This is a genomic window from Micromonospora sp. URMC 107 (genome assembly GCF_051386315.1).
In the GTDB taxonomy this organism is placed as follows: domain Bacteria; phylum Actinomycetota; class Actinomycetes; order Mycobacteriales; family Micromonosporaceae; genus Micromonospora.
Genome location: NZ_JBPQTK010000028.1, coordinates 1 through 15377, shown reverse-complemented (window position 1 = coordinate 15377; position 15377 = coordinate 1). Strand labels below are relative to the sequence as shown.

General features: G+C 73.8%; 10 protein-coding genes. 2 read left to right on the top strand and 8 right to left on the bottom strand.

What is annotated here, in order from left to right; all coding sequences use genetic code 11:
- Positions 1-36: 36 nt before the first annotated feature.
- The 3 genes from ACSNN9_RS09425 to ACSNN9_RS09415 form a co-directional block, all read right to left on the bottom strand.
- Positions 37-3315 carry a lamin tail domain-containing protein gene (locus ACSNN9_RS09425; RefSeq protein ID WP_436672572.1) on the bottom strand — a complete coding sequence of 1093 codons (3279 nt, stop codon included), beginning with the start codon at positions 3313-3315 and terminating at the stop codon, positions 37-39.
- A 97-nt stretch (positions 3316-3412) separates the two neighbouring features.
- Positions 3413-4429 (bottom strand): GNAT family N-acetyltransferase, encoded by a 1017-nt coding sequence (locus ACSNN9_RS09420; RefSeq protein WP_436672634.1) that lies wholly within the window; start codon positions 4427-4429, stop codon positions 3413-3415.
- 72 nt (positions 4430-4501) lie between these two features.
- The gene (locus ACSNN9_RS09415) at positions 4502-5971 is read right to left on the bottom strand and encodes a lytic murein transglycosylase (RefSeq protein ID WP_436672570.1); all 1470 of its coding nucleotides are present in this window, start codon (positions 5969-5971) and stop codon (positions 4502-4504) included.
- Between the two features lie 236 nt (positions 5972-6207).
- On the opposite strand from ACSNN9_RS09415, the gene ACSNN9_RS09410 reads away from it, so the two are divergent.
- Positions 6208-6429, top strand: coding sequence for an FmdB family zinc ribbon protein (locus ACSNN9_RS09410; protein WP_436672569.1), 222 nt, complete (start codon positions 6208-6210; stop codon positions 6427-6429).
- 200 nt (positions 6430-6629) lie between these two features.
- Positions 6630-9458 carry an ATP-binding protein gene (locus ACSNN9_RS09405; RefSeq protein ID WP_436672568.1) on the top strand — a complete coding sequence of 943 codons (2829 nt, stop codon included), beginning with the start codon at positions 6630-6632 and terminating at the stop codon, positions 9456-9458.
- 77 nt (positions 9459-9535) lie between these two features.
- Here ACSNN9_RS09405 and ACSNN9_RS09400 read toward each other — a convergent pair whose 3' ends face one another.
- The 5 genes from ACSNN9_RS09400 to ACSNN9_RS09380 form a co-directional block, all read right to left on the bottom strand.
- Positions 9536-10075: a phospholipase gene (locus tag ACSNN9_RS09400; RefSeq protein WP_436672567.1), complete on the bottom strand. Its 540-nt coding sequence runs from the start codon at positions 10073-10075 to the stop codon at positions 9536-9538.
- Between the two features lie 178 nt (positions 10076-10253).
- Positions 10254-11918 carry a glycoside hydrolase family 10 protein gene (locus tag ACSNN9_RS09395; RefSeq protein WP_436672565.1) on the bottom strand — a complete coding sequence of 555 codons (1665 nt, stop codon included), beginning with the start codon at positions 11916-11918 and terminating at the stop codon, positions 10254-10256.
- A 593-nt stretch (positions 11919-12511) separates the two neighbouring features.
- Positions 12512-13525: a glycoside hydrolase family 43 protein gene (locus ACSNN9_RS09390; RefSeq protein ID WP_436672564.1), complete on the bottom strand. Its 1014-nt coding sequence runs from the start codon at positions 13523-13525 to the stop codon at positions 12512-12514.
- Positions 13522-14421 carry a carbohydrate ABC transporter permease gene (locus tag ACSNN9_RS09385; protein ID WP_436672563.1) on the bottom strand — a complete coding sequence of 300 codons (900 nt, stop codon included), beginning with the start codon at positions 14419-14421 and terminating at the stop codon, positions 13522-13524. The genes ACSNN9_RS09390 and ACSNN9_RS09385 overlap by 4 nt, the downstream gene beginning before the upstream one ends.
- A gap of 10 nt (positions 14422-14431) precedes the next feature.
- A partial coding sequence (locus tag ACSNN9_RS09380) for a carbohydrate ABC transporter permease (RefSeq protein ID WP_436672562.1) occupies positions 14432-15377 on the bottom strand: 946 nt, incomplete at its 5' end.

Sequence of the window (15377 nt, the reverse complement as noted above, 5' to 3'; positions counted from 1 at the left end):
GGGCGACGGGCCGTCGGGACACGCTCCGGTGTGACGTCAGTCGTCGTCGGCGATGGTGCCCACGGCGACGGGGTCCGCCAGGCGCAGGCCCGGCACCCCGGCCACCACCAGGTTCACCTTCTCGTCCGCTTCCCGCTTCCGGTCACCCCGCACGGCCACCGGGAAGGCCAGGGAGGTCTGCCCGGCGGCCAGGACCTTGCATCCGACGTACGGGTCGTAGTCGGCGCCGGCCTGGGCCGTGGTGCCGTAGGTGGCGGCGCAGAGCAGCACCGGCTGGGACAACGGGCGCGACACGGTGACCGTGAAGGTCAGCGGCCGGGTGTCCCGGTCCCCCTCGACCGCCAACGCGTCGCTGACGCTCAGCGAGGCCCGGGAGCGGAAGCGGGCCACCTGCGGGTCATGGTCGCTGGAGCCCCGGCTGCCGTCGGCCGCGTGGTCGGCCGGCCAGTCGGCGTTGATGTGCGCGGCCCGCATCTGCACCAGGTCCCGGTGCAGCGCGCCGTTCACGAACAGGTGGTCGAGCGTCTGCGCCTGCCCCTCGAAGCTGTACGAGTAGGCGGACGACGGCGCGTCGGCGAGCAGGTCGTCCCAGAGGTTGCGCATGCCCGCCTCGTACAGCGGCCCGAGCTGGTCCGACCCGGTGGGCTCCGCCGCCGTGGCGATCGGATCGTCGGGGCGGGGGAAGACGTTGAGGTCCCCGCCGTAGACCACCCGCGCGTGCGGGTCCGACGCCTCGATCGCGGTGACGATCGCGGCGCCGTACGCGGCCTGCTCCCGGCGCTGCCCGACGCGGCTGTCCGGCCCCGACGAGTAGTGGTTGCTCGCGGCCCAGAGCGTGTACCGCTCCGTGGAGCCGGGGGCTGCCGCGACGGTGAACTTGCCGAGCTGCGGCGCGCGGGTGAAGACGTTGTTTCCGTCCTTGCCGGTGGAGGTGTCCACGTCGGCGGGGAGCACCGCGTTGAGCGCCTTCGGGTTCTGCACGTCCGCGTTGCCCGGCAGCGCCGCCCCCCGGTAGCGCACCGTCGGCGCCGAGCCCAGCAGCGGGTCGCCGGCGGTGGGCGCCGCCAGCGACACCCGGTCGGTGCGGAACAGGAACGCCGCGGTGATGCCCCGGGCGTCCGCGCCCGTCCGGTCGTACGCGGCCTGGTAGGCAGGGCCACCGGCGGCCGCGATGGTCAGCGCCAGGTCCTGGAGGGAGTCCGGCGCGCCGTCCGCGTTGTCGGTGGTGCCGCAGACCAGCTCGCTGCCGGAGACCGAGCAGATGTCCTGGTCCTCGGCCTCCTGCACCAGGATCAGGTCCGGGGAGTGCAGGTCGGTGGTGATCTGGTCGGCCAGCGCGGCGAGCTGCTCGCGGTACTCCTGCTCGCTGCCCGGCACGTAGTCGAACGGCGGGCGTACCCCGGTGCAGCCGGCGTTGCCGGCGAAGTCGCAGCCGTCGAAGGGGTCGTCACGGTAGTCGTACAGGTTCTCGACGTTGTAGGTCGCGACCGCGACCTCCTCCGACCGGTTGGCCGGCTTCGGCGGGTTGTTCGTCGACGGGTCGGCCCCGCTGGTGAACGCGGCCGCCTCGACCTGCACGCCGTACTTCTCGAACGAGTAGTAGAGCCCGCCGACCGCGTCGGCGGTCAGCGTGTCGAAGGTACGCGCGGGCGGCAGCAGCGCGCCGCTGTCACCCGTGGCGCCCTTGACGCCCATGCTGCCGAGCAGGACGCGCTGCCCGTTGCCGTCGTCGAAGCGGCGGCTCGGGTCGTTGTCCAGCGGATGCGCGTCCCGGAACACCCGGCGGGCGTACTGGTCGGCGCGGTCGAGCAGCGGGTCGTCCCGGTCGATCACGAAGATCTCCGCGTCCGCAGTGGAGGCGAAGACGTTCCGCCCGCTCACCGCGCCGCTGCCGGCACGCACCCGCAGCCGGGCGCCCTCGTGCCGCTCGAAGAAGCGCTGCGCCGCCGCCACCTCGACCGGCGGCACCGCGTCGGTCACCTCGACCTCGGCGTTCACGTCGACGCCGGAGGCGATCCGACGGACCAGCGACGCGCCGGAGAGCTGGGTGAAGTTGAAGTACTCGGAGACCCGGGCGCGCAGCACCACCTCGTCGCCGACCGTCGGCACGTAGCCGCCGATCAGCGAGGTGAACGAGCCCATGAAGACGAAGATGCCGTCCGAGCTGGTCGGGTCGCCGTCGGTGGCGTCCGAGCGGCTCTGCAGGAAGAACCCGCGCTGGTCCCGGCCCGCCGAGTCGCGTGCCAGGGTGAGCTGGGTGATCACTCCGCGTACGTCGTACAGCGTGCTGCTGGTCCCGTTGCCGGTGCCCGGCGCGAGCGGCGACCGGTCGGCGGGGCCGGACTCGCCGTCGGTGGTCGGGCCCTGCACCTCGCCGACGGTCAGCTCCCGGGTCACCTGCACGGCCAGCGTGCAGGTGGCGGTGCCGCCGTCCGCGTCGGTCGCGGTCAGCACCACGGTGTACGCCCCGGCGGCCAGGTCGGCGCTCGTGCCGACCGTGGCCCGGGCGGTGCCGCCGACCGCGTCGGCCGGGGTGACCGCCGAGCGGCTGACGGAGCCGGTGGCGGGGGTCGGGCTGACCGAGGTGACCGCCAGGTCGACGATCCGGTCGTCCGCGTCGGTGGCGGTGACCTCCCGGGTGGCCGCCGTGCCGGCCGAGGTCACCAACGTCGGACCGCAGGTGAGCGTGGCGGGCGCGTCGACCGGACCGCCGCCGTCGACGGCGTGCGTGCCGAGGCCGTCGAACGTGTCGACGGGGAAACCGGCCCACTGGGCGGCCGGGTCGAACGCGTCCGAGGGGTCGGTGTCGCCGGAGGCGACGGCGGCCGAGCGACGCAGCGTGTTGTCGGCGGTGCTGGTGACGCCCGTGCCCCACTCGGTGCCCGGGTCGACGCCGACCTGGCCGATCGAGTCGAGCACGGTGCCGCCCCGACGCAGCACGATCGCGTCGTCGCCGTTGAACAGGCTGGCGCCGGTGGTCTGGTCGGCCCGGTCGAGGATTGCCGGCGCGGCCGAGGCGGCGGCGAGGACGAAGGCGTCACCGGCCGCGACGGTGCCGGTGAGGGCCAGGTTCGTCGGCGTGGTGGAGCCGTTGAAGTGCAACTGGAGCTGGTAGCCGCCAGCGGCCAGGTCGACGGCGGCGCCCGTGCCGTTGAACAGCTCGATCGCCTTGTTGTTCGACGAGCCTTCGACGTACTCGGAGATGAAGAGGTCGGTGGGCGCGGCGCTGGCCGCGGTGGGTGCGACGCCGACGGCCGTGACGGTCACGGCGGCGGTGGCGGTCGCGAGCGCGGCAAGAGTGCGGCGCGGGCGCATGGGGCCTCCACGATGGGTGGACAGGGAACTAACGCACGTTAAGGGTCGCCGCTGACCGCCGTCCATCCCCCACTGGACAGTTTCGTGAACTCTCCGGTCAGCGTCCGGCGTCGAGGCGGTGCACCAGCTCGGCCACGTCGATGCTGTATTCGCACCATTCGCGGTCCGGACGATAGCCCAACTCGGCGTTGACCTTGAGCATGGCCTCGTTGGCCTGCGCGTTCCAGGTCTGTACCTCGGTCAGCTCCGCCTCCGCCGAGCGCAGCTCCAACAGCATCCGGGCCTTGATCGCCCGGTCGATGCCGTAGCCCCGGTGGTCCTGCACGACGATGGTGTCGTACTGGTCGGCGCGGGTCGGATGCTGGACGGGCACGACCACCTCGGTCAGCCCCGCCACCTCCCCGGTCTGTTCGTGCAGGGCGAGCACGATGTAGGGCTTCATGCCCCGCCGGTGCAGGCAGTCCAGACTGTCCCGCAGCCGCTCGGGGTCGTAGGAGCTGGGGCGCAGCTCGCCGTCCTCGACGTCGCGCACCTCCGCCTTGGCCCGCGCGTACGCCTCGATCAGCTCGTCCGGCGGGCCGCCGGGGTGGAACTGGAGGTGGTAGCCCGCGCTGATGCCGGTGGCCATCTCCGCCAGCTCGGCCCAGTCCACGCCGGACAGGTCCAGCACGCTGCGGGTCTCGACGTATTCCTTCGAGAAGCCGAGCGACTCGTAGAAGGCGACGGCCGGCGTGTCGCCGACCACCTCCACGCCGATCGACTGGAAGCCCTCCTGGTAGACCCGCCGGGCGGCGGTCAGGACGAGGTCCCGGCCGAGGCCCGTGCGCCGCGCCGAGGGGTGCACCAGCACCTCGAGCACCCCGATGTCGCCGAGCAGCAGCACGTGCACGTGGCCCAGGATCGCCCCCGGGCTGCCGTCGGCCGCCGGCTCCGCCTGGGCGACCCAGGAGATCCGTCGCTCGCCGGGCATCACCTCGGCGAGGTATTCCCGCATGGAACGCTCCCGCCATGGCGGGTCCTGCGGCAGATCGGCCGCCAGGACCGCGTTCAGCGTGTCCAACAGCGACGCGATCTCGGCGGACGACGCGGTCCTGGGGTCCCACTCGCGCACCATCACCCGTCTAGCTTGCCGCTAACCGCTGCCCGGGGGAAGTGCCCAGTTCTCCAATGTATGCGGACGATCACTTCACGTGCGGCTGGCCTGTCCGTACCGGTTGGCGGTGTCGTAGACGTCCTGGGCGTAGCGGCGGACGTCGTTGTAGGACAGGATCGCGTTCCACCAGTCGGCCGGGATGGTGAGGTTCCGGCCGCCCTTGCAGAGGTAGTTGCCGGCGGCGAGGGCGGCGTCGTCCAGGTCGTGCGGGTCCTTGACGCCGTCGTTGTCGGCGTCGGCCCCGATCTCCTGCCAGGTCGTCGGGATGAACTGCATCGGCCCGACCGCCCGGTCGAGGACCGGGTCCTTGTCCATCACACCGCGGTCGGTGTCGGGGATGCGCATCCGGCCGCCCTGCCCGTCGAGCGGCAGTCCGATGATCTCGGGCAGCGCCTTGCCGTCCGGGCGGAGCGTCGCGCCGTTGGCCTGACCGTGCCCCGACTCGACGAACCCGATGGCCGCCAGGGTGGTCCAGCTCAGCCCGCAGCTGCGGTTGGTCTGGGCAAGCACCACCTCGGCGTAGCCGTACGCCTGCATGGCCACCGGCGAGATGCCGACCTTCGGTCCCACCTGGGCGGCCCAGCCGGCCAGCGCGTCCGACGGCCGGCCGGTGCTCCCGCCGACTGGCGGGCCGGTCGGCACCGTGCCGACCGGCGGCACCGTCCCGCCGGGCAGGGGCGACCCGCCGGGCCACGGCGTCTCGCCGGGCAGCGGCGTCCCGCCCGGCAGCGGCCCCTGCGGAACGGTGGTCGGCGCGAGGGAGGTGGCGTCGACGGCGACCGGACGTGGCCCCCGCGCCGTCGCGGGCACCAGCAGCGCGCCCGCCGCGGCCGTCGCCGCGACCAGGGCGAGCAGAAACACCCCGGGCAGGGTGAGCCGGCCGCTGGGCCGCCGCGACCACTCCCGGGTGGCGCGGGCGGCGGTCATCGCAATGCGGTGCGGCGGCCGGCGTACGGCGTGCGCGAACTGCACCCGGCGCCGCCGGGGTCCGGTGGCCGGTCTCGTCGCGGGCACGTCGGTCTTCGTCTCCGCGAGGTCGCCCGCGCCCGACGACGCGCCGGTGTCGGCACCGGCCTTCGCCCCGGTCCCGTCCGCCGCGCCGCCGGCCTTCGTGTCGGCGGCGGTCCCGTCGCCCGGCTTCGCGGCCGGTGCGGTCCCGTCGCCCGGCTTCGCGGCCGGTGCGGTTTTGTCGTCCGGCTTCCTGGCCGTGGCCGGCTCGTCGCCCGTCCCCGCCGTGTCCGCCGGCTTCGCCCCGCCGGCGGTCCCGCCGGCCGGCTTGGCCTCGGCGGCGGGCTTCTCGCCCGGCTTGGCCTCGGCGGCGGGTTTGTCGTCCGGCTTCGCCTCGGCGGCGGTCCCGCCGGCCGGATTGGCCTCGGCGGTCGGCTGCGCGACGTCGGGCCTGTCGGGGTCGCCGGGCCGCCCGGCGGCGGTGGGCGTCGGCTCGGTCGTCGTCGGCTCCGGTGCGGAGGACGCGGCCGGCGTCGACGCCGGCTTGGCGGGCACGGGAGCTGACGGCGCCGGGGCGTCCGCGTCGGGGGCGGTCGCGGACCTCAGCCAGGGGCGGCGGGGACGCGGGAATCGCCGCGCGGGTTCGGGCGCGGCGCCGGAACCGGCGAGCGGCCCGTCGACCGGTGCCGCCGGCCGCAGGGGCCGAAGGGTCGTCCTGTCCTCGCCGTCCACCACAAGTTGAGTATCACCCATGTCCCCCCGTACGTCAGGACCGGTCGTACCCTGGTGCCATGCCCCGGTACGAGTTCCGTTGCCGCGCCTGCGGCGACACCTTCGAGGTCAACCGCCCGATGACGCAGGCCGCCGAGCCGGCGTCCTGCCCGGCGGGTCACGCCGACACGGTCAAGCTCCTCTCCACCGTCGCGGTCACCGGCCGGGGCGGCGGGGGTACGGCCGGTGGCGCGCCGGCGCCGGCCGGCGGTGGTTGTTGCGGCGGTGGCTGCGGCTGCTGACCGGCGGGTCCGTCGTCGGTCCCGCCTCGTCCGCCCGCACCGGGCCGGTTCCTCGTCCGCCCCGACGCCCGTCGGCGCGCCCCCTTGGTCACCGGGGGGCCGGACGGCTTCCCGGGCCGGGACCGGCCGACCGTTCTCACGATGCGTGATGGTCCGGTATCAGGCAGCATGAGTCCGACGTCACGGGCGGAGGTTCCACCATGTCGCCACGGATCCACCTCCCGAGCGGGTTGGTGACCTTCGTCTTCACCGACATCGAGGGCTCCACCCGGCTGGCCCAGCTGCTCGGCGCGGACTACCGGCCGGTGCTGCGGGAGCATCGCCGCCTGCTGCGCCGCACGATCGCCGCGTCCGAGGGCGCGGAGCTGCTGACCGAGGGGGACTCGTTCTTCCTCGCCTTCGGCGACGCGACCGCCGCGCTGACCGCCTGCCTGACCGCGCAACGGGCGCTGGCCAGCCACGAGTGGCCCACCGCCGACGCCGTGCCCCGGGTCCGGATGGGGCTGCACACCGGCTGGGCGGAGCCGCGCGACGGCGAGTACGTCAGCCCGGAGGTGCACCGCGCGGCCCGGGTCGCCGCCGCCGCCCACGGCGGCCAGGTGCTCTGCTCGGGGTCGACGGCGCGGCACGTGGAGCCGCTGCCGCCCGGCGCGTCCCTGCTCGACCTCGGCCTGCACCGGCTGCGCGGCTTCGACGACCGGGAGCGGCTCTTCCAACTGGTCGCTCCGGGCCTGGAGCGGAAGTTCCCGCGGCCCCGCACCGCCGACGCGACCGCGCACAACCTCCCCACCCCGGTCACCTCGTTCGTCGGCCGGCACGCCGAGCGGGCCGAGCTGAGGCGGCTGGTGGAGACGCACCGGCTGGTCACCGTCCTCGGCGCGGGCGGTGCGGGCAAGACCCGGCTGGCCGTGGAGCTCGCCGTCGACCTGGTGGAGTCCCATCCGGACGGTGTCTGGTTCGTCGACGTCGCCGCGGTCACCGACCCGGGGCTGGTGGCGTTCGAGGTCGCGGCCGTGCTCGGTCTGCGTCCCGAGCCGGGCCGCCCGATGGTCGACACGCTGGTGGAGTACGCGGCCGCGCGCCGGATGCTCGTCCTCCTGGACACCTGCGACGCCCAGCCGGCCGCCTCGGCCGACGTGATCTCCCGGCTGCTCGCCGGCGGGGTGGGCGTCCGGGTGCTCGCCACCAGCCGGGAGTCGTTCGGCCTGCCGGGCGAGGTGGTCTGGCGGATCCCGTCGCTGTCGGTCGACCCGCCGACGGACGGGGCGGAGAGCGACGCGGTGGCGCTGCTGCTGGACCGGACGGCGGCGGCCCGGGGCGGCCGGCCGCCGGACCCGGCCGAGTCGGCCGACCTGCGCCGGGTGGTGCGGCGGTTGGACGGGCTGCCGCTCGCCATCGAGCTGGCCGCCGCCCGGCTGCGGGTGCTCTCCGTCGGGCAGCTCGCCGAGCGCCTCGACGACGTGCTGGGCACCCTGGACGCCGGCCGGGAGGACCCGGACCCGCCCCCGGTGGAGCCGGGCCGGTCGGACGACCCGCGGGAGCCGGTGGCGGCGACCGTGGGCATGGCGTCGCCCGGCCCGGGCGTCCGGGCGGTGCAGCGCCCCGCCACCGAACGGCACCTGACCATGCAGGCCACGGTCACCTGGTCGTACCGCACGCTGGGGCCGCGCGCCGCCCGGCTGCTGCGCTGGTTGGCGGTCTTCGCCGGCCCGGTCGATCTGGCGACGGTGGAGTGGCTGCTCGGCGACGATCCGCTCGATCCGCTCTCGGTACTGGTCGACAAGTCGATGGTGCTGGCGGAGCCGCACGCCTCGGGCAGCACCTACCGGATGCTGGACCCGATCCGGGCGTACGCGGCGCGGCGGCTGGTGGAGGCGGGGGAGGAGAGGTCGGCCCGCAACCGGCACGTGGCGTGGTCGAGGCACGCGCTGGAGCGCGCCCACCTGGGCCCGGACGGGCGGCCGGTGACCCTCTCGCTCTACGCCCTCGACCCGCTCGCCGGCGAGCTGCGCGCCGCGTTGCGCTGGTGCGCCACCGGCGGCAGTGCCCGGGCCGGCCTGCGGCTGGCCGGGGGCCTCGACCAGTGGTGGCGGGAGCGGGGCCTGGCCCGGGAGGGGCGGCTCTGGCTCTTCCGGCTGTACGGGCGGATCGCCGAGACGGGCGAGCGGATCCCGGAGGCGGAGCTGGCGGCGGCGTACCACATGCACTCGCTGCACGCCGGCGCGGACGGCGAGTTCGCCGAGGAGCTGCGCTACTCCCAGCGCGCGGAGGCGGCGGCCCGGCAGGCGGGCGACGCCGGCCTGCTCGCCCGGGTGCTCGCCGGGCGGGCGGCTCCGCTGGTCGACATGGGACAGTTCGCGGAGGCCGAGCGGATCTGCCGCGAGGTGATCGACTGGGCGTCCGGCCAGGAGGTGCTCGGCGACGCGCTCTTCGGGGTGTTCAGCCTGGCCGAGCTGCTCTGGCGGCGGGGCGCCCTGGACGAGGCGGCCGAGCTGCTGGGCGCGGCCCGGCCGGTGGAGGCGGCGCGCCCGGTGGAGCGGGGGCGGCGCTCGGTCGACATGCTGCTCGGGATGGTCGCCCTGGCGCGCGGTGACCTGGTCGCCGCGCACGAGCATCTTCAGGTGGCGCTCCGGTCGCGAATGAGCCACGGCTTCCACGGTCGGGCCTGCGACACGCTGAACGCGATGGCGGTGCGCTGCGCGGCAGGCGGCGACGGGCTGACGGCGGCCCGCCTGTTCGGCGCGGCGGGGGCGACCCGGGCGAGCATGCGGTGCGCCCCGGGCATCTACGGCGGGTACTGGGCGCAGCGGCAGGGGGAGCTGCGCCGGGAGTTGGGCGACGCGGCCTTCGACGGCGCGTACGGCGAGGGGACCGAGCTGGGGCTGGAGGAGGCGGCGGCGCTGGCCCTCGCCGTCGAGCACCCGGACCTGGCGGTGGGCTCGGCGAGGTTCGCCGCCGGTCCCGCCCGCGTGGCTCCCCGCCAGCCCGTCACTCCCGACCGCCGCCGCCACCACACCGGTCACGCCTGACGGCGGAGGGCCCGCCGGTCGGGGTCCGCGTCACCCGGGCGGGCCGGGAACGCGAACCCCTGGACGGTACGGGTGGGTCAGCGGCGCAGGGCGGCGCGGCGTTCGGCGTCGGCCTTCATCCGGGCGGCGCGGTCGATGTCGGCCTGCTGCACGGCGGCGACGGAGCCGAAGGCGCTGACGGCCTGGTAGTACGTCCAGGCGAGGCTGTAGCAGGCGGGCCGCACGACGGTGCTGTACGTGGCGCAGACCCGCTTCAGGTCGGCGTAGAAGGCGCTGTCCAGGCGGGCCTTGTTCGCCGAGAACCGGCTCATCGCCTTGTAGTTGCGGTAGCCGAAGTCGTGCCGGTAGCAGGAGAGGGTGAAGTTGAAGCCGAGCGGGTTGTCCGGGCTCGACGAGCAGTAGTCGGTCGACCAGTCGAAGCCGTACGCCGCCCAGGCGCCCTTGTTCAGCCGGCCCGAGTTCCAGGAGTTGTAGCTGGTGGCGCTGGTCTGCGTCCAGCTGGAGAGGACGGACAGCTTCTGGGAGGTCGTGACGGCGGCGGCGGGGGAGGAGACCCCGAAGACGAAGAGCATCGTGAGTGCGGCCGAGGCGAGCAGGGTGGTGAGGCGTCTGGGCACGGGTACCTCCGCGGGGATGTGCGGGTGGGACGGGGGTTACCGGCGGGTCACCGGGATGCCGATCAGTTTCGGTCAATGATCGTTCCGGAGGATGCGGTGCCCGCGAACAATTGGTGACAGGCGTCGAAACAGACGAATGCCCCGGGTGCCAGAGGCACCCGGGGCATTCGGTCGGACGTCAGCGGACGAACGCCGGCGGGCTGGCCGGGCTCTCGTTCGCCAGTCGGTCGAGCGCGGTCACGTAGTAGGTGTACCGCTTGCCGGCCTCGGCGGTGGTGTCCACCCAGGACTGGGTCCGGGTGGCCGCGTCGGCGCGGACGGTGTCGACGAGGTGCGCCGCGTCGGCGAAGTCGCACCGGTCGGCCAGGCCGACCCCGTCGAAGCGGTAGACCGCGTACGACGTGGCGGTGCCGAGCGGGCCCACGCCGTCGGCCGGCTGGCGCCAGCTCAGGTGGACCCCGTCGTCCTGCCGGGCGGCCTGGGTGACCACCGGCATGAGCAGCGGCTTCTTCGGCAGGTGCGGCATGGTCGGGATGAGCGCCGGGCGGGAGTAGTGCTCGGCGGCGTAGATGTCGGTCGCGCCGAGCCGGTTGGCCCGCACCTGCACGGCCGAGAAGTGGATGTTGCCCAGGACCTCGGGGTACTGCCGGTTCAGCGTCAGGTGGTCGGACAGCTCGCGCGGGTTCTGCCAGAACGGCCCGTAGACCGGGTCACCGCTCTTGTAGTCGGCCTGCCCGATGTAGAGCTGCACCCGGGTGCCCTTGACCACGTCCGCCCACCACGGCACCAGCCGGGCGTAGTCGGCGGCCGGGTACTGGCCGATGTACCAGTAGAGCTGCGGCACGATGTAGTCGATCCACTCCTCCTTGACCCACTTGCGGGTGTCGGCGGAGATGATGTCGTACGACTGGCTGCCGGTGGTGTCCGAGCCCAGCGGGTCGGCCGACTGGTTGCGCCAGATGCCGAACGGGCTGACGCCGAACTTCACCCACGGCTTCTCGGCCTTGATCTTGGCGTTCATCTCCTGGACCAGCAGGTTGATGTTGTCCCGCCGCCAGTCGGCCTTGTCGGTGAAGCCCCGGTTGTGCGCCGCGAAGGTGGCGTCGTCGGGCACCTGGTGGGTGCCGCTCGGGTAGGGGTAGAAGTAGTCGTCGAAGTGCACGCCGTCGACGTCGTACCGCTTGACCGCGTCCATCATCGCGGTCTGCACGAACTCGCGGACCTCCGGGATGCCGGGGTTGTAGTAGAGCCGGCTGCCGGCGACCCCCGCCGGCGGGTAGGCGAAGGTCCACTCGGGGTGCTCGCGCACCGGGTGGTTCGGCGCGAGCTTGGTGATGTCGGCGCCGGCGCCGCCCGGGGCGGGCATGGAGACGCGGTACGGGTTGAACCAGGCGTGGAACTCCAGGTTCCGCTTGTGCGCCTCCTCGACCACGAACTTCAGCGGGTCCCAGCCCGGGTTCTCGCCGCGGACCCCGGTCAGGTACTCGGACCAGGGCTCGTGGGGCGACGGCCAGAACGCGTCGGCGGTCGGCCGGACCTGGACGACCACGGCGTTGTGGTTGAGCCGCTCGGCGAGGTCGAGCAGCTGGCGGTACTCGGCCTGCTGCGCGGCGACGCGGTCCGGCGAGGTCTGGGACGCCTTGCTCGGCCAGTCGATGTTGACGACCGAGGAGATCCACATGGCCCGGAACTGCCGCTTCGGCGTGGCCGGGTCGGTGACGCAGGTGGTGGTGGAGGCGGCGGTGGTCGCCGTGTCGGGCGCCGCGCTCGCCGGGGTGGCGGCGACGAGCGCGCCGAGCAGTGCGGCGGCCAGCCCGGCGGCTCCGAGCCGAGTTGCCTTCATGCGCTGTGTCCCTTCGTTGGGGCTCCCGTGTCAGGGGTGGATCGCGACGCAGACGGCAAGATTCGCCGTTGACAATCTGCCGCTGGTAGGAAATTTTCACACCTCACGGGCTCTGCGCAAGAGTCTGGGCGGGATCGATCCGTCCGTCGACACCGGCTCCTCCCTGTGGCCGGGCTCACGGGGCGCACCGTGGTGGGACGCACACGCCGGGTGGTGACCCTGATGACCCGAGACGTGGGGGTTGAGGGGGTTCCGCCCTGGGTGGCATCGCCGGTCACCGGCCGCCACGGGGGTGGTCCGGGCGGTGGGAGGGGTGACACGTGTCCGTGCTGCGTACCAAACCGATCGGGGACGTCATCGCGCAGAGCGAGGCCGACGGCGACGACGGCGGGCCCGGCCTGAAGCGCCGGCTCGGCGCCCGCGACCTCACCGGCCTCGCCTGGATCATCGGCTGGGACCATCTCGGGCGGGGTTCCGGCTCATCGGAAACCCTCCGGGGTCGGCCGCCGCGGTTCGGTCGCGCTTGCCCTGGTGTACGAGGACAGCGCGGCACCCGATCCCGTCGGGTGCCGCGCTGTCGGTGTCTCCGGCCGTCAGGGCCTCTGCTGCGGCCCCGCCGTCGGGCCCTTGACCACGGGCCTGCCGTCGGTCCAGACGACCTCGTCGAGCCAGACCTGGCGGCCCGGGTCGACGGTGCCCTCCTGGCCGGGCGGCCAGGCGTGGTAGAGCAGCCAGGTGCGCCCGTCCTTGACCACCATCGAGGCGTGCCCCGGCCCGGAGGCGACCTCGTTGGTCTTCAGGATCGGGTTCTCCGGGGCCTTCACGCACGGCCCGGCCGGCGACTCGCAGACCGCGTAGCCCTCCGCGTACTCGGCGCGGTCGTAGGCGTTCGCGGCGAAGAACAGGAAGAGCCTGCCGTCCTGGCGGTGCAGGAACGGGCCCTCGATCAGGGTGCCCTCCCACGGCTCGGTCTGCTTCAGCAGCTTCGTCGGCTCGCCCACCAGGCGCAGCCCGTCGTCCGAGAGGCGCTGCGACCAGATCCAGGTGTCCACCCCGATGGCGTTGCCGTCGTTCTTCCACAGCAGCCAGAGGCTGCCGTCGGCGTCCCGGAACGGGCTGGCGTCGATGGCCCCGCCCAGCTCCGCCTGGCAGATCAGCGGCCCGGTCGAGTCGTCCCGGTACGGCCCCTGCGGCGCGCTCGCCACGGCCCGCCCGACGCACTGCCGCCCCGACTCGCGCCCGGCGACGGTGTAGTAGAGCGCGAACCGGCCCGGGGCCAGTTCGATCGCCTCGGGCGCCCAGGTCTTCCCGGCGTCCGCCCACGCCGGCAGTTCGGGCAGCGCGTCCCCGGCCGGGGTCCAGTCGACCAGGTCCGCAGAGGTGAGCACCGGGACGTTGCGGCCCCCGGCGTTGGTGTGGAACAGGTACCAGGTGTCGCCCACCCGGATCGCCTGCGGGTCGGGCGCGTCGGTGCGTACGACCGGGTTGGTGAACATGCGCGCGTCGTCTCCCGTGCTCGAAGGTTCATCTGCACCACCGCAACCGGCGGCGAGCAGCGCGGCGGCGAGCACCGCCGCCGCGCCGCGCCACCGGATCCCGACCGTCATCCCTTCAGGCCGCTGCGGGAGACGCCCTGGATGATGTGCCGCTGGGCGAGCACGAAGAGGATCAGCACCGGCACGCTGGCCAGCACCGCCCCCGCCATGATCACCGGGTAGTCGGTGACGTAGGAGCCCTGGAGCAGGCCCAGGCCCGGCGGCAGGGTGAGCGTCTCCGGGCTGAACAGCACGAAGATCGGCCAGAGGAAGTCGTTCCAGTTGGTGAGGAACGACAGCACCGCCAGGGTGGCCAGCGCCGGCTTGGACAGCGGCAGCACCACCCGCCAGAAGATCTGCCACTGGTTGGCCCCGTCCAGCACCGCGGCCTCCTCCAGTTCCCGGGGCAGGGAGAGGAAGAACTGCCGCAGGAAGAACACCCCGAACGCGCTCGCCGCTCCGGGGACGATCACCACGGTCAGGGTGTCGATCCAGTTCAGCTCGTCGACGATCAGGAAGTTCGGGATGATCAGCGAGGTCGGCGGGATGAACAGCGTCCCGACGATCAGCGCGAAGAGCACCCCCCGGCCGCGGAACCGCATCCGCGCCAGGGCGTACGCGGCCATCGAGGCGGTCGCCAGCACCAGTAGCGCGTGCGCGGTGGCGGCCAGCATGCTGTTGACGAACCAGCGCAGCACGGGGTTGGCGGAGTTGTTCAGGATCTGCTCGTAGCCGTACCCGGAGAGCGGGTCCGGCAGCCAGGTCGGCGGGATCTGCTGGGCCCCGGTGTAGGTCTTCAGCGAGGTGATGACCATCCACACCAGCGGCAGCAGGAAGACCAGGGCGAGCGCGACCAGGGTGGCGTAGAGCGCGGTCCGGCGCAGCGCGGTCCCCGGGGCGCGGCTCGTCGCCGGGGCTCCGGTGCGGGTCGGCGCGGGGGCGCGCGTGGTGCGCGTGGGCGTCGTCATGGCGGTCCCCTCAGTCTTCCCGGTAGCGGAAGAAGCGGAAGTTGGCGATGCTCACGACCGCCAGCATCAGCGCGAACACGATGCTCATCGCGGCGGCGCGGCCGGCGTCGTTGTCCCGCAGCCCCTCCTCGACGATGAACCAGACCACCGTGCGGGTCTCGGTGCCCGGCGCGCCCTGGGTGATCAGGAACGACTGGCCGAACACGTTCGCCGAGGCGAGCACGGTCGTGGTGATCACGAAGAGCAGCACCGGACGCAGCCCGGGGAGCGTGACGTGCCGGAACCGTTCCCAGGCGGTCGCGCCGTCCACCTTCGCCGCCTCGTACAGCTCCTGCGGGATGTCCTGGAGCCCGGCCAGGTAGATCACGGCGTTGAAGCCGGAGGTCCACCAGACGGTCACCCCGACCAGCGAGACCCAGGCCCACGGCACGTCCGTCACCCACGGGGTGTCGGCCGGCAGCCCGACCATGCCGGCGAGCCGGTTGACCAGGCCCAGGTTGGCGTCGAGCAGGAAGCGCCAGAGCAGGCCGATCACCGCCACGCCCAGCACGTACGGCGCGAAGTAGATCGCCCGGAAGAAGGTCCGGCCGGGGAACGAGCGGTTCAGCAGCAGCGCCAGCCCGAGCGGGACGACCACCAGCAGCGGCACCGCGAAGACGGTGAAGATCGCCGTCGCCCGGACGCTCTGCCACCAGTCGCCGTAGACGGCCGAGTCGCTGGAGAAGAGCTCCTGGTAGTTGTCCAGCCCGACGAAGGGCCGGTTGGGCAACTGGAAGTCCCACTGGTGCACGCTGAGCCAGAGACCGAGCAGGATCGGCAGCAGGCCGAAGACCCCGAACAGGAGCAGGTACGGGGCGAGGAAGAGGTACGGCGTCGCCCGCCCGGCCCGGCGCGCCGGGGCGTCCGGGCGGGCGGCGTCGGCCGCCGGGGGGGGGGGGGGGGGGGGGGGGGGGGGG

What these genes read in the sequence shown, in the direction of transcription:
- ACSNN9_RS09425 (WP_436672572.1), bottom strand. Translation starts at nt 3,315, where the DNA reads ATGCGCCCGCGCCGCACTCTTGCCGCGCTCGCGACCGCCACCGCCGCC.
- ACSNN9_RS09420 (WP_436672634.1), bottom strand. Translation starts at nt 4,429, where the DNA reads ATGGTGCGCGAGTGGGACCCCAGGACCGCGTCGTCCGCCGAGATCGCG.
- ACSNN9_RS09410 (WP_436672569.1), top strand. Translation starts at nt 6,208, where the DNA reads ATGCCCCGGTACGAGTTCCGTTGCCGCGCCTGCGGCGACACCTTCGAG.
- ACSNN9_RS09405 (WP_436672568.1), top strand. Translation starts at nt 6,630, where the DNA reads ATGTCGCCACGGATCCACCTCCCGAGCGGGTTGGTGACCTTCGTCTTC.
- ACSNN9_RS09395 (WP_436672565.1), bottom strand. Translation starts at nt 11,918, where the DNA reads ATGAAGGCAACTCGGCTCGGAGCCGCCGGGCTGGCCGCCGCACTGCTC.
- ACSNN9_RS09390 (WP_436672564.1), bottom strand. Translation starts at nt 13,525, where the DNA reads ATGACGGTCGGGATCCGGTGGCGCGGCGCGGCGGCGGTGCTCGCCGCC.
- ACSNN9_RS09385 (WP_436672563.1), bottom strand. Translation starts at nt 14,421, where the DNA reads ATGACGACGCCCACGCGCACCACGCGCGCCCCCGCGCCGACCCGCACC.